Below are 13,021 nucleotides of genomic sequence, written 5' to 3'. Positions count from 1 at the left end.
TGTGTCGTGGGGGCGGGCTAGCGTGAGCGGGTGACGAATCGGCTCGCACGATCCATCAGCCCGTACCTCCTGCAGCACGCCGACAACCCGGTCGACTGGTGGCAGTGGGGTGAGGAGGCCTTCGCCGAGGCCCGCCGCCGCGACGTCCCGATCCTGCTGAGCGTCGGGTACGCCGCCTGCCACTGGTGCCACGTCATGGCGCACGAGTCCTTCGAGGACCACGAGACCGCCGCCCAGATGAACACCTCGTTCGTCAACGTCAAGGTCGACCGCGAGGAGCGGCCCGACGTCGACGCCGTCTACATGGCCGCCACCCAGGCCCTGACCGGGCAGGGCGGTTGGCCGATGACGGTGTTCCTCACCCCCGAGGGCCGCCCCTTCTACGCCGGCACGTACTACCCGCCGGAGCCCCGGCACGGGATGCCGTCCTTCCGCCAGGTGCTGACGGCGGTGGCCGAGGCCTGGCGGGACAGGCGCGACCAGATGGACGCCGCGGCCGACCGGATCGCTGTGACCCTGTCCCGGCGGAGCACGCCGGAGGGGTCCGCCCCGCCCACCGCGCAGGACCTCGAGCGAGCGGTCCGCCAGCTCGCCGCCCAGGAGGACCGCACCCACGGGGGGTTCGGCGGGGCACCCAAGTTCCCGCCGTCCGCCGTCCTGGAGTTCCTGCTCCGGCACGCCGCCACCGACGCTCGGACCGCTGCCGACGCCGCCGCGATCGCCGGACGCACCCTGCGGGCGATGGCCCGCTCCGGCATGTACGACCAGCTCGAGGGTGGGTTCGCCCGCTACGCCGTGGACCCCGGCTGGGTGGTGCCGCACTTCGAGAAGATGCTCTACGACAACGCCCAGCTCGTCCGGGTCTACCTGCACTGGTGGCGGCTGACCGGCGAGCGAACCGGGCGCCGGGTGGCCGAGGAGACCTGCGACTGGATGCTCGCCGCGCTCGGCACGCCGCACGGCGGGCTCGCCTCCAGCCTGGACGCCGACACGGTCGTCGACGGTCACGGCGTCGAGGGGGCCACGTACGTGTGGACCCCGCAGCAGCTGACGGAGGTGCTCGGCGAGCCGGACGCCGCGTGGGCGGCCGAGCTGCTCGGGGTGACCGACGGTGGCACCTTCGAGCACGGCGCGTCGACGCTGCGGATGCTCCGCGACGTCGCCGACGCGCCGGACGACGACCCCGAGGCCGCCCGCTGGCGGCGAGTCCGCGAGCGGCTCCGCCAGGCGCGCCGGCAGCGACCCCAGCCCGCCCGGGACGACAAGGTGGTCACCGCCTGGAACGGGCTGGCGGTCGCGGCTCTGGCAGAGACCGGCGTGCTGTGCGACCGACCCGACCTCGTCGCCGCCGCCGAGCGGATCGGCGACCTGCTGGTGGCCGTGCACCGCACCGACGACGGCCATCTCGTGCGCGCCTCCCGGGACGGCACGCCGGGCGCTGCCCCCGGGGTGCTCGAGGACTACGGCGACCTGGCCGAGGGCCTGTTCGCGCTGTCCGCGGCGACCGGGAAGACCTCCTGGGCCCAGGCCGCCGTCGGCCTGCTGGACGTCGTCCTCGCCGAGTTCCCGGACGGCGCCGGCGGGTTCCACGACACCTCCGTGGCGGGCACCGACGCCGCCGTCGCCGCCGTGGGCAGGCCCTCCGACCCCACCGACAACGCCGCTCCGTCCGGCTGGACCGCCGCCGCCGGCGCGCTGCTCACCGCCGCCGCGCTGACCGGGGAGGACCGCTACCGGCGCTCCGCCGAGGCTGCCCTCGCCGTCGTGACGGCCCTCGCCGGTCAGGCCCCGCGGTTCGCGGGCTGGGGTCTCGCGGTCGCGCAGGCGCTCCTCGACGGTCCGCGCGAGGTCGCCGTCGTCGGCCCGTCCGGCGACCCGGCGACCGACGCGCTGCACCGCACCGCGCTCGCCGGCACCGCCCCCGGGCTCGTCGTCGCCCGGGGGGAGCCGGAAGGCGGCGAGGCGGACGGCGACGACCGACTGCCGCTGCTGCGCCACCGCGGCCTCGTCGCGGGCCGGCCGGCCGCCTACGTCTGCCGCGGTTTCGTCTGCGACGCGCCCACCACCGACCCGGTCGAACTCGCCCGCGCCGTCGGGACCGAGGTCCGTGGCTGAGTGACGCCCCGACGTGCCAGGGTGACCCCATGAGTCCCTGGGAGCCGCCGCAGTTCAGCCCCCCGATCCGCGGCATCGTCGTCGGGCACGACGGGTCGCCCGCCGCCGACGACGCCCTGAGGTGGGCGATCGAGGAGGCCCGGCTGCGGCACTGCCCGCTGCACGTCGTCCGGGCCTGGGTGCTCGCGACCGCGATCCGGGACACGGGTGTCCCCTACGGCACCGTCCCGTCGATGGAGGAGTGCCAGCGGGCCACCGAGCAGCACCTCGCCGAGGCCGTCGCGGCCGTCGACACCACCGGTGTCGAGGTGCACCAGCACGTCGTCCACGGGCCGTCGGCGCAGGCCCTGATGGCCGCGGCGGCCGACGCAGACCTTCTCGTCGTCGGTGAGCGCGGCGGCGGAGGGTTCGCCGGGCTGCGGCTGGGGTCGGTGGCCGAGCAGGTCAGCCGGCACGCCCCGTGCACCGTCGTCGTCGTCCGGGCCGCCGGGGGATGAGCGAAGCGGTGGCCTCGCCGCTGCTCGAGCCGGGCGACACCGAGCGCCCCGGGCGCCCCGGGCGCCTCAGCCGGGCTCGGCGAGCACCGCGAGCGACACCCCGGCCACGTGGGCGAGGAACGCCGCCACGGTGAGGGCGTGGAACACCTCGTGGAAGCCGAACCAGCGCGGGCTCGGGTTGGGCCGCTTGATGCCGTAGACGACGCCGCCGACGGTGTAGAGCAGCCCGCCCAGGACGACGAGAGCCAGCACGACCGGCCCGCCGCCGCGCAGGAAGTCCGGCACGAAGGCCACCGCCACCCATCCCATGGCGATGTACACCGGCACGTAGAGCCAGCGTGGGGCACCGACCCACAGCACCCGGAACAGCACCCCGGCGACCGCCGTCCCCCAGATCACCCACAGCAGCACCCGGCCGGAGCCCTCTGGCAGCAGCAGCACGGCGAACGGCGTGTACGTCCCGGCGATGATCAGGAAGATGTTGGAGTGGTCCAGCCGCTTGAGCAGCGCGTTGGTGCGCGGCGACCACGTGCCACGGTGGTAGAGCGCGCTGACGCCGAACAGCAGCGCCGCGGTGGTGCCGAAGATCCCGACGGCGACCCGGGTCCGGGTGTCCGGGGCGAGCGCCACGAGCACGATCGCCACGACCACGGCCACCGGGAACGTGCCGAGGTGCAACCAGCCGCGCAGGCGCGGCTTCACCGAGTCGGCGACGGCGTGGGCGACCTCGCCGGGGGAGCGGTGCTGGTGGTCCATGCTCCGACTCTAACCTACGGACCAGTAACCTACGAGCCCGTAGGTGTAGCGCGCGAGGGGCGTCGCGTGCGGCGCAGTAGGTTGAGGGTGTCACGCGCGAGCACGGCGAGCAGGAGGTCGGGACGGTCATGGCGCGACCCCACCCGCTGTACCGACTGTACGAGCGCCGGCTCGCTCGTTCACTGCCTGCGGACCGGGTGCCGCGCCACGTCGGAGTCATCCTCGACGGCAACCGGCGCTGGGCCCGCGCCTCCGGCGCCGACACCCGCAGCGGCCACGAGGCCGGTGCGGAGAAGGTGCTGGAGTTCCTCGAGTGGTGCGAGGAGGCCGGGGTCGAGGTCGTGACGCTGTGGATGCTCTCCACCGACAACCTCAACCGCCCCGCGGAGGAGCTTGCCGCGTTGCTCGAGGTGATCGAGGGGGTCGTCGGTCGGCTCGGGGCGGCGGCCCGCTGGCGGGTGCACCCGGTCGGGGCCCTGGACCTGCTGCCGGAGGCGACCGCCCGTCGGCTCAAGGAGGTCGCCGAGGCCACCCGCGACGTCCAGGGTCTGCACGTCAACGTCGCCGTCGGCTACGGCGGCCGCCGGGAGATCGCCGACGCGGTGCGAGCGCTGCTGCACGAGCACGCCAGCCGCGGCACCACGATCGAGGAGCTCGCCGGCCTGCTCGACGTCGAGCACATCGCCGAGCACCTCTACACCAAGGGTCAGCCGGACCCCGACCTCGTCATCCGGACCTCCGGCGAGCAGCGGCTGTCGGGGTTCCTGCTCTGGCAGAGCGCGCACACCGAGCTGTACTTCTGCGAGGCGCTGTGGCCCGACTTCCGCCGGGTCGACTTCCTGCGGGCGCTGCGCGCCTACGCCCACCGGGAGCGCCGGTTCGGCACCTGACCCCGCGACGCCCAGCCCCCCGTGATCATGCAATCCCGCCACCCCGCACACCTTGTCGTGATCATGCAATCCCGCCACCCCGCACGACACCTTTCGCGCTCGCAGAATGCTGGGTTGCTGGCGCGACACGCCGTGAAAGTGGCGTCGAACCCAGCATTCTGTGCCGGACGCGTGAGACCCCGCCCTCTCCTGTGACCCCGTCGCCGCCCTCGTGAGGGGTGGCGGGATTGCATGATCACGAGTTGGGGCGGGGGAGGGGGTGGCGGGATTGCATGATCACGAGTTGGGGCGGGGGAGGGGGTGGCGGGATTGCATGATCACGGAGTGAGGAGGGAGAGGGTCTGGCGGGCGATCTCGAGCTCCTCGTTCGTCGGGACGACGAGCACCGCGACCGGCGAGGACGCGGTGGAGATCCGCCGGGCACCCTTGTCGGGCCGGGCGTTCGCGTCCTGGTCGAGCTCGATGCCGAGCCCCTCGAGACCCCGCAGTGAGCGCTCCCGGACCACCTGGTCGTTCTCCCCGACCCCGCCGGTGAGCACGACGGCGTCCAGCCGACCGAGGACGGCGTAGTAGGCGCCGACGTACTTGCGGATCCGGTGGCAGTACACGTCGAGGGCGAGCTCGGCGGCGCGGGCCGGCTCGACGTCACCCGAGGCCGCCAGCCGGTGCACCTCGCGCAGGTCGCTCGCCCCGGCCAGGGCCAGCAGTCCGCTGCGGCGGTTGAGGGCCGCGTCGACCTCGTCGATGCCGAGGCCGGCCACCCGCTGCAGGTGCGCCGCCAGGGCCGGGTCGACGTCCCCGGAGCGGGTACCCATGACCAGGCCCTCGAGCGGGGTCAGCCCCATCGACGTCTCCACGCTGCGGCCACCGCGCACCGCGCACGCGCTGGCCCCGTTGCCGAGGTGCAGCACGATGAGGTCGACGTCCTCGGGCGGCCGGTCGAGCAGGCGCGCGGCCTCCCGCGAGACGTAGGCGTGCGAGGTGCCGTGGAACCCGTACCGGCGGACCCCGTGGTCGCGCTGCCACTCCCGCGGTACCGCGTAGGTGTACGCCGCGGGCGGCAGGGTCTGGTGGAAGGCGGTGTCGAACACGGCGACCTGCGGCACGTCGGGCAGCATCCGCAGCGCGACCTCGAGGCCCTCGACGTTCGCCGGGTTGTGCAGGGGGGCGAGCGGCACGAGCGAGCGGACGACGTCGACGAGCTCGGCGTCCACCCTCGCCGGGGCGGAGAACCGGTCCCCGCCGTGGACGACGCGGTGGCCCACGGCGACCAGCCCGGCTTCAGCGAGGCGGGGACCGTGAGTGGCGAAGGCCTCCAGGACGGCGGACAGCGCCGCCTCGTGGTCCGGCAGGTCCAGGTCGGTGACCGCCTCGCCGTCCGGCCCCCGGTGGGTGAGCCGCCCGCCGCCGACGCCGATCCGCTCGGCCAGCCCGGAGGCGTCGACGTGGCCGGAGCCGGGGTCGAGCAGGGAGTACTTCACCGACGACGACCCGGTGTTGAGCACGAGTACCCGGCCACTCACCGGTCCACCCCCACGGACTGCGCCTGGACGGCGGTGATGGCGATGGTGGCGACGATGTCTTGCACCGTGGCGCCCCGGGACAGGTCGTTCACGGGCTTGCGCAGTCCCTGCAGCACCGGACCGACGGCGACCGCGCCGGCGCTGCGCTGCACGGCCTTGTACGTGTTGTTACCGGTGTTGAGGTCCGGGAAGATAAACACGGTGGCCCGGCCGGCGACGGTGCTGTCCGGGAGCTTCGTGCGGGCGACACCGGCGTCGACCGCCGCGTCGTACTGGATGGGCCCCTCGACGTCCAGGCCAGGACTGCGCTCCCGGGCCAGCCGGGTCGCCTCCCGGACCTTCTCGACGTCCGCCCCGGAGCCGGACGTCCCGGTGGAGTACGACAGCATCGCCACCCGCGGCTCGACGCCGAACTGGCGGGCGGTGCGGGCCGAGGAGACGGCGATGTCGGCGAGCTGCTCGGCGGTCGGGTCCGGGACGATGGCGCAGTCCCCGTACACGAGCACCCGGTCCGCCAGCAGCATGAAGAACACGCTGGAGACGACGGAGACCCCCGGCGCGGTGCCGATCACCTCGAACGCCGGCCGGACCGTGTGCGCGGTGGTGTGCGAGGCGCCCGAGACCATCCCGTCGGCCATCCCCAGGTGGACCATCAGCGTGCCGCAGTAGGACACGTCCACGACGATGTCCCGAGCAGCCTCCAGGGTGAGGCCCTTGTGGGCGCGCAGCCGGGCGTACTCCTGTGCCAGCTTCTCCCGCAGCACCGGGTCCTGCGGGTCCTGTACCCGGGCCGCCGACAGGTCCAGACCGAGCCGGGCCGCCCGCGCCGCGACGTCCGAGGGGTCGCCGAGGACGACGAGGTCGGCGATCCCGCGGCGCAGCACCGTGTCCGCCGCCCGGAGCACCCGGTCGTCGTCTCCCTCGGGCAGCACGATGAGCCGGCGGTCCGAGCGGGCCCGTTCCATCAGGTCGTGGGAGAACATCAGCGGGGTGACGACGTCGCTGCGCAGGACGTCGACCCGGTCGAGCAGCCCCTCGCCGTCCATGTGCCGTTCGACGAGGGCCAGGGCCGTCTGCACCTTCCGGTCGCTGCCCGCGGTGATGGCGCCCCGGACGGCGGAGGCGCGCTGGGCGGTCACGAAGGTGTTCCCCGCGGTGGACAGCACTGGCAACGGGGACCCGACGCCCTCCACGAGGCGGCGGATCGGGTCGTCCAGGGGAATGCCGCCGGTGAGCAGGACGCCGCTGAGGCTCGGGAAGGTGTCGGCACGGTCGGCCATGAGCAGCCCGACGAGCACCTCCTCACGGTCGCCCGGGGTGATGACGACGGACTCCTCGGTGAGGTAGTCGAGCACCCGGGGCAGCGTCATCGCGGCGACGACGAAGCCCCGGGCCTCCCGGTGCAGCAGGTCCTCGTCCCCGAAGAGCAGCTCGGCGTCGCAGGCGGCGGCGACCTGGCCCACGGTGGGGGCGCTGAGCAACGGTTCCGCGGGCAGGACCCACACCGGCGCACCGTTCAGCTCGCCGTCGGCGAAGACCGCCCGGACGGCGTCGAGGTCCCGGGGCTCGACCCGGTTGACGACGACGCCGACGACGGACGCGTGCTCCGAGCGCAGCGTCCAGCAGGTGACCTCGGCGGCGGCGTGGACGTCCTCGGCGGAGCGGTCGCCACCGGGGACGACGGCCAGCACCGGAGAGCCGAGGTTGGCGGCGAGGCGGGCGTTGAACGCCAGCTCGGTCGGCGCGCCGACGTCGGTGAAGTCCGTGCCGACGACGAGGACCGCGTCGCTGTGCTTCTCCAGCTCCCGGTAGCGGGCCAGGACGTCGGCCACGGCGCGCTCGGGGTCGGCGTGCACGTCGTCGTAGGTGATCCCGACGCAGTCCTCGTAGGGCACGTCGAGCCGGTACCGGTCGCGCAGCAGCGTGACCACCGGGTCGGGGACGTCCCCGCCACGGACCACCGGCCGGAAGACGGCGGCCCGGCCGACCCGCCGGGTGATGAGGTCGAACAGGCCGAGGGCCACCGCGGACTTGCCGCTCTCGGCCTCCGACGCGGCGAGGTACAGGCTGCTGGCCACGGCGGACACGCTATCGGCGTGTTGCGCACCACACCGGTCCGGACCAGGGCTAGCGTCGGTGAGGTCGGGCGGTCCGGTGCCGCCCGAGCGGGAGGCCCATCGATGGAGCGATCTGTGCTCCGGGAGGCGGGCCGGACCCGGCCGCCGTCCCCGACGGCGGGCCGACCGGACCCCGACCGCGAGTGACCCGGCGCGTCCGCGCCGGACAGGGAGCCGCAGTGGCCACGACCCGCCGTCCTGAGCGCCGCACGTACGTCCTGGACACCTCCGTCCTGCTGTCCGACCCCCGCGCGATGCTGCGCTTCGCCGAGCACGAGGTCGTGCTGCCGGTCGTGGTGATCACCGAGCTGGAGGGCAAGCGCCACCACAGCGAGCTCGGTTACTTCGCCCGCGAGGCCCTGCGGCTGCTCGACGACCTGCGGGTGCAGCACGGTCGTCTCGACGCGCCCCTGCCGGTCGGGGACGACGGAGGCACCGTTCGGGTCGAGCTCAACCACACCGACCCGAACGGGCTGCCGGCCGGCTTCCGCCTCGGGGACAACGACAGTCGCATCCTCGCGGTCGCGAAGAACCTCGCGACCGAGGGACACGACGTCACCGTGGTGTCCAAGGACCTGCCGATGCGGGTCAAGGCGGCCGCGGTCGGCCTGGCGGCGGAGGAGTACCGCGCCGAGCTCGCGGTCGACTCCGGGTGGACGGGTACGGCCGAGCTCGACGTCACCGCCGAGCAGATGGCCGACCTGTACGAGCACGAGCGCCTGGACCTCCACGAGGCCCGTGACCTGCCCTGCCACACCGGCCTCGTGCTGCTCTCACCACGTGGTTCGGCCCTGGGACGGGTCGGCCCCGACAAGCAGGTCCGTCTCGTGCGCGGTGACCGGGGGGTCCTCGGGGTGCACGGACGCAGCGCCGAGCAGCGCATCGCCATCGACCTGCTCCTGGACCCCGACGTGGGGATCGTCTCGCTCGGCGGCCGCGCGGGCACCGGCAAGTCCGCGCTCGCGCTCTGCGCCGGCCTGGAGTCCGTGCTCGAGCGCCGCCAGCACCGCAAGGTCGTCGTCTTCCGCCCGCTGTACGCGGTGGGCGGTCAGGACCTCGGCTACCTCCCGGGCTCCGAGGCCGAGAAGATGAACCCGTGGGGGCAGGCCGTGTTCGACACCCTCGACGCCCTCGTTGGCCGCGAGGTGATCGAGGAGGTGCTCGACCGGGGGATGCTCGAGGTGCTGCCGCTCACCCACATCCGCGGCCGCAGCCTGCACGACGCGTTCGTCGTCGTCGACGAGGCGCAGTCCCTCGAGCGCAACGTGCTGCTCACCGTGCTGAGCCGGATCGGGCAGAACAGCAGGGTTGTCCTCACCCACGACGTCGCGCAGCGGGACAACCTGCGTGTCGGCCGGCACGACGGCGTCGCCGCGGTCATCGAGGCGCTCAAGGGACACCCGCTGTTCGCGCACGTCACGCTCACCCGCAGCGAGCGGTCCCCCGTCGCCGCCCTCGTCACGGAGATGCTAGAGGGCCTGAACCTGTGACAACGACCCTGCTTGCCCCGGTGCCATCCACGGCAGCGCAGTTTCGGAGGGTCAGCGTCACAGCTCGGTGAGTCGCGCCTGCCGCCGTGACAGCACCCAGATCGCTGCTCTTCCTTCTGCAGCCTTCTCCCAGACCACGTCCGCACAGAGTGAGCCAGTCGACGTCAGCGACGGCCTCATCTCCCGGCCTGCCGTAGTGCTCGACGAGTGTCGTCAGGAGCCAGCCCGCGTCCCGCAGAAGCTGTGGAAGCTGGACGGCTCCGAGGCTCCGGTCGACGAAGAAGTGAGGCGGTTCCAACGCATGGCTCCGTCAGCTCTTCTTGTCGCGGTTCCGAATGGCGTCCTCGACCTCCAGCCTGTCGAGACCAAACTCCTGTGCCACACTGGCGATCGACTCGCCAGCATCGAACAAGCTCAGGACGTCCTCCAGCCGTGCACCACCCCGAGCGAAGGTCGGTTGGCCGAACCCGCGTCGCACGTCGGCCACGACATGGGCCCGCGCGAACCCCGGGAGCGGAATCGCGACTGCGTAGCCGTCGGTGCCGAAGGTGATCCGCTGGAGATATTGCTCCACCACCTCGGCGAAGACCCGTTGGTTGTGTCGGACCACGATGAGGTCTCCGACGACCCCGGCCTGCTGGCCGTCGTTGCGCTGTGCGTAGTCGTAGAGCACCTCGGCAGCGTCGGTGTAGAGGCGCTGTGAGGCGAGGGCGTGGTCGATGCCCATCTCTTGGCTGAGTTGCTCCAGCGCCGGACGGATCCGCTGGAGCGGAACCCCTGCTCGCCGACAGACGCCGGATTCCGTCGGCCCGGCGCGCCAGTGGGCCGAGGAGCCGCCGGTCACGGGGTGCGCAGCACGGAGATGGGATCCCGCAGGGCGGCCGCGACCGCGGCGGGTACGGCGGCGCCGACAGCCCCGAGGACAGCGAGTACCGCTGTTCCCGCGACGAAGCTCCAGGCCGGAGCGTGACCTGTCACGCGCCAGGTGAAGATCAGGCCGGCGACGGCACCTACGACGGCGCCGCTCGCGGCGGCGTAGCCGCTCTGGACGACCACGAGGGCGACGATGGTCGACCTCGTCGCACCCAGTGCACGGCGTCTACCGAGGTCTCGTCGCCGGATCAGAACGTGACCCAGGGCAGTGATCCCGACCAGCACCAGTCCGGCGGCAAGGACGGCGACGAGCAGGCCCCGACCGTAGGAGCCGAGATCGCCTTCGACGGCGGCGCGTAGATCGGTCAACGCATGGGGCGACGACACACGCAGCCCGGCGGCGTCTGTCGGGGCGATGGTCTCGACGACTGCCGCGGTGAGCGCAGTGACCTCCGCGGCGCTGTCGGCGGCCACGACGATCCTCTGTACCTCGGTGTCGGCGGCAGAGTCGGCTATCACGATGCCGCCGTCGTTGAGGAAGGACAGGGAGTCCGTGGCCGAGAGCGTGCCCACTGCCGGTACCTGCCGTTGACCGGGCAGATCGACGGCGCCCAGGCCACCGACCCCGCCCCACTTCTCCAGCGCGCCGATACCCACTGCGGCCTGTCCTACCGCGGGACGGCGCGGCAGGCTCACCGAGTCCGGCAGGTCACCGACGACGGGCCAGAAGGCGAGCGGCTCGGCGCCTCCTCCCAGCGCGTGGTTGCGCCCGTCCTGGGGGACCCCCAAACCGATCACCCAGTCGGTGGAAGACATCTGCGCGATGACAGGCAGCACCCGAGAAGGGATAGCCGCCGCTCCAGCAGCGGCAGAGATCTCGATCGTTCGGCTTCCGGCGGAGTCGATCCGGTCGAGGACCTGCCGCTCCGCAGCCGCGGTCTGACCGGTTGTCGCGAGGATGACGGCGGTGACCGAGGCCACGATGATCGCTGTGACGGCGCTGACGGCGGGCTGGGAACGGGTGGCCCTGGCCGCCTCGGACAGCAAGGCGGCCAGTCTCGTGATCTCAGAGGTCGACACGGTTGTCGCACCGCTGGACGACGACAGGGTCGTGAGTTGCTATCACCACGGTTGCGCCGTCGGCAGCGCTGGCGGACAAGGCGGTCAGCACTACGTCTGCTGAGGATCGGTCGAGGTTTCCGGTGGGCTCGTCGGCGAGCACGAAAGGAGGCGAATGGAGTAGGGCGCGGCAGAGGGCGACACGTTGTGCCTGCCCGCCAGAGACCTGACCAGGCTTGTGGTCCCATCGGAGGTCGACGCCGAACTGGTGCAGCAGCTGCAGCGCGCGCTGTTCTGCGACTCGCCTGGGCAGACCCGTGTACAGGGCCGTCTCCGTGACGTTGTCGAGCACGGTGCGGGTTGGATCGAGCGCGGCGTCCTGGAAGACGAAGCCGATCCGGTGAGCGCGCAGCCACGACCGCTGGTCGTCGCGAAGGTTCTCGGTCATCGTCGGCCCCAGGCTGACGCGGCCGTCCGCCGGGCGGAGCAGCAGCCCAAGGATGTACAGCAGCGTCGACTTGCCTGTGCCAGAGGGACCGGTCAGGGCCGTCATGGCGCCGGGCGGAAGGACGAGGTCGAGGTCCGTGAAGAGCTCGGGAGAGCCGGGGTACCCGAACCGGAGACCCTTGACGGAGATCACGACGAACCCCCACTCGCGGTGGGCCTGGGGCTGAGGTCCTGCGCCGTTCGCAGGACGACGACGTCCCCGATGTCGAGGCCATCGACCACGGCAACACCGTCGGACGACGCCAGGACAGAGACCTCCACCACCGTCCCGGTGCTGAGAGTTGCCGTGACCTGGCCGTCAGGGCCGCTCGTCAGCGCGCCGACCGGCACCCCCGGCCCTGTGGTGTCCGGGGTGACCACCACCCGGGCGGGAAGCGACGTCGGTGCGCCGGCTGGAACGGCCGCCGCGCAGGCGGTGTCTGCGCAGACCGACGAGCCGTTCGGACCCTGCAGTGGGATGCGCAGGTCGCCGTCCGGAGCCTCGGTCGGGGTTCCCATGACTGCTCTGTGGTCCTGGCCGTCGACCACAACGACCACATCTGCATCCAGCGGGACGAGGTCCTTCTGCTCCGGGCCCAGGATCAGCGTGAACTGCGGTTGGGGGTCGACGGCTGCGACCGCGTCTTCGCCGCCAGCGACTTCCGCGCCCACCGTAATGGACTCCAGCAGCACGACGTCCGCGGGAAGGCGGGGAAGAGCCACCAGGTCAGCCCGCATCACGACGCCTGTCGGCTCAACGCCCATCTGCTTCTGCCAGGCCACGACGGCTCGTTCCGTCGCCGCCGTGAACTGAGCGCCCGAAGGGACCTCAGCGACGTCTGCGGCACGCAGGAACTCGTGCAGCTGGGCGACGTCTCTTCCGCGGGCGCCGACGGCCAGGTCACGGTAGAAGGGCACCGTGCCCGCAACGGCGACGACCGGACGCTCGTTCACCGAGTAGAGGACTGTCCCGGCCTCGACGGTCCGAATCCCCGGCTCCGCGGCCGTGACCACACCGGCAGCCCCGTTGCGCGCCATCAGCGTCTGCTCGCGTTCCGCTGTGACGGCCAGGTTGAGCGATCTCCCGACCGACACCTCGCGGACGGTGTACGTCAGTGTCTGGTCGCTGGAGACGACCTCGGCTTGGGGGGGCAGAGTCGCCCGAGCCGCCCACCACCCGAGAGCAAGTCCGGCGAGGGTCAGCGCCACGGTGAT

11 protein-coding genes are annotated in these 13,021 nt (G+C 72.7%); 4 read left to right on the top strand and 7 right to left on the bottom strand.

Annotated elements, in window-relative coordinates; all coding sequences use genetic code 11:
• The first annotated feature begins 30 nt into the window (after positions 1-30).
• Positions 31-2,115, top strand: coding sequence for a thioredoxin domain-containing protein (locus HJG43_11575; protein UER55072.1), 2,085 nt, complete (start codon positions 31-33; stop codon positions 2,113-2,115).
• A gap of 29 nt (positions 2,116-2,144) precedes the next feature.
• Positions 2,145-2,612 carry a universal stress protein gene (locus HJG43_11570; protein UER55071.1) on the top strand — a complete coding sequence of 156 codons (468 nt, stop codon included), beginning with the start codon at positions 2,145-2,147 and terminating at the stop codon, positions 2,610-2,612.
• 66 nt (positions 2,613-2,678) lie between these two features.
• On the opposite strand, the gene HJG43_11565 is transcribed toward HJG43_11570, so the two are convergent.
• Positions 2,679-3,368 (bottom strand): hemolysin III family protein, encoded by a 690-nt coding sequence (locus HJG43_11565; protein ID UER55070.1) that lies wholly within the window; start codon positions 3,366-3,368, stop codon positions 2,679-2,681.
• 128 nt (positions 3,369-3,496) lie between these two features.
• On the opposite strand from HJG43_11565, the gene HJG43_11560 reads away from it, so the two are divergent.
• A complete protein-coding gene (locus tag HJG43_11560) occupies positions 3,497-4,258 on the top strand; it encodes an isoprenyl transferase (protein ID UER55069.1) in 762 nt (253 codons plus the stop codon).
• 317 nt (positions 4,259-4,575) lie between these two features.
• Here HJG43_11560 and HJG43_11555 read toward each other — a convergent pair whose 3' ends face one another.
• Both HJG43_11555 and pta read right to left on the bottom strand, forming a co-directional pair.
• On the bottom strand, positions 4,576-5,781 hold the full coding sequence (locus HJG43_11555; GenBank protein UER55068.1) for an acetate kinase: 1,206 nt from the start codon (positions 5,779-5,781) through the stop codon (positions 4,576-4,578).
• The gene (gene pta / locus HJG43_11550) at positions 5,778-7,859 is read right to left on the bottom strand and encodes a phosphate acetyltransferase (GenBank protein ID UER55067.1); all 2,082 of its coding nucleotides are present in this window, start codon (positions 7,857-7,859) and stop codon (positions 5,778-5,780) included. Before pta ends, HJG43_11555 begins: the two co-directional genes overlap by 4 nt.
• Before the next feature lie 182 nt (positions 7,860-8,041).
• Between pta and HJG43_11545 the strand changes: the two genes are divergently transcribed.
• On the top strand, positions 8,042-9,388 hold the full coding sequence (locus HJG43_11545; GenBank protein ID UER55066.1) for a PhoH family protein: 1,347 nt from the start codon (positions 8,042-8,044) through the stop codon (positions 9,386-9,388).
• A 310-nt stretch (positions 9,389-9,698) separates the two neighbouring features.
• On the opposite strand, the gene HJG43_11540 is transcribed toward HJG43_11545, so the two are convergent.
• Genes HJG43_11540 through HJG43_11525 form a run of 4 tightly spaced genes read right to left on the bottom strand, consistent with a single transcriptional unit; the run spans position 9,699 to position 13,015 of the window.
• Positions 9,699-10,232, bottom strand: coding sequence for a hypothetical protein (locus HJG43_11540; protein ID UER55065.1), 534 nt, complete (start codon positions 10,230-10,232; stop codon positions 9,699-9,701).
• A complete protein-coding gene (locus HJG43_11535; GenBank protein ID UER55064.1) occupies positions 10,229-11,341 on the bottom strand; it encodes an ABC transporter permease in 1,113 nt (370 codons plus the stop codon). Before HJG43_11535 ends, HJG43_11540 begins: the two co-directional genes overlap by 4 nt.
• Positions 11,328-11,960 (bottom strand): ATP-binding cassette domain-containing protein, encoded by a 633-nt coding sequence (locus HJG43_11530; protein ID UER55063.1) that lies wholly within the window; start codon positions 11,958-11,960, stop codon positions 11,328-11,330. The genes HJG43_11535 and HJG43_11530 overlap by 14 nt, the downstream gene beginning before the upstream one ends.
• Complete coding sequence (locus HJG43_11525; GenBank protein ID UER55062.1) at positions 11,957-13,015, bottom strand: hypothetical protein; 1,059 nt, start codon at positions 13,013-13,015, stop codon at positions 11,957-11,959. The genes HJG43_11530 and HJG43_11525 overlap by 4 nt, the downstream gene beginning before the upstream one ends.
• Positions 13,016-13,021: the final 6 nt, after the last annotated feature.

The sequence above is a fragment of the Kineosporiaceae bacterium SCSIO 59966 genome (assembly GCA_020881835.1).
GTDB lineage: Bacteria > Actinomycetota > Actinomycetes > Actinomycetales > SCSIO-59966 > SCSIO-59966.
The sequence above is the reverse complement of the archived record's forward strand: the minus strand, read 5'-3'. Positions and strand labels throughout refer to the sequence as shown.

Bases quoted from the DNA above. Each gene is read 5' to 3' on its own strand.
- HJG43_11570 (UER55071.1), top strand. From the start codon at position 2,145: ATGAGTCCCTGGGAGCCGCCGCAGTTCAGCCCCCCGATCCGCGGCATC.
- HJG43_11565 (UER55070.1), bottom strand. From the start codon at position 3,368: ATGGACCACCAGCACCGCTCCCCCGGCGAGGTCGCCCACGCCGTCGCC.
- HJG43_11560 (UER55069.1), top strand. From the start codon at position 3,497: ATGGCGCGACCCCACCCGCTGTACCGACTGTACGAGCGCCGGCTCGCT.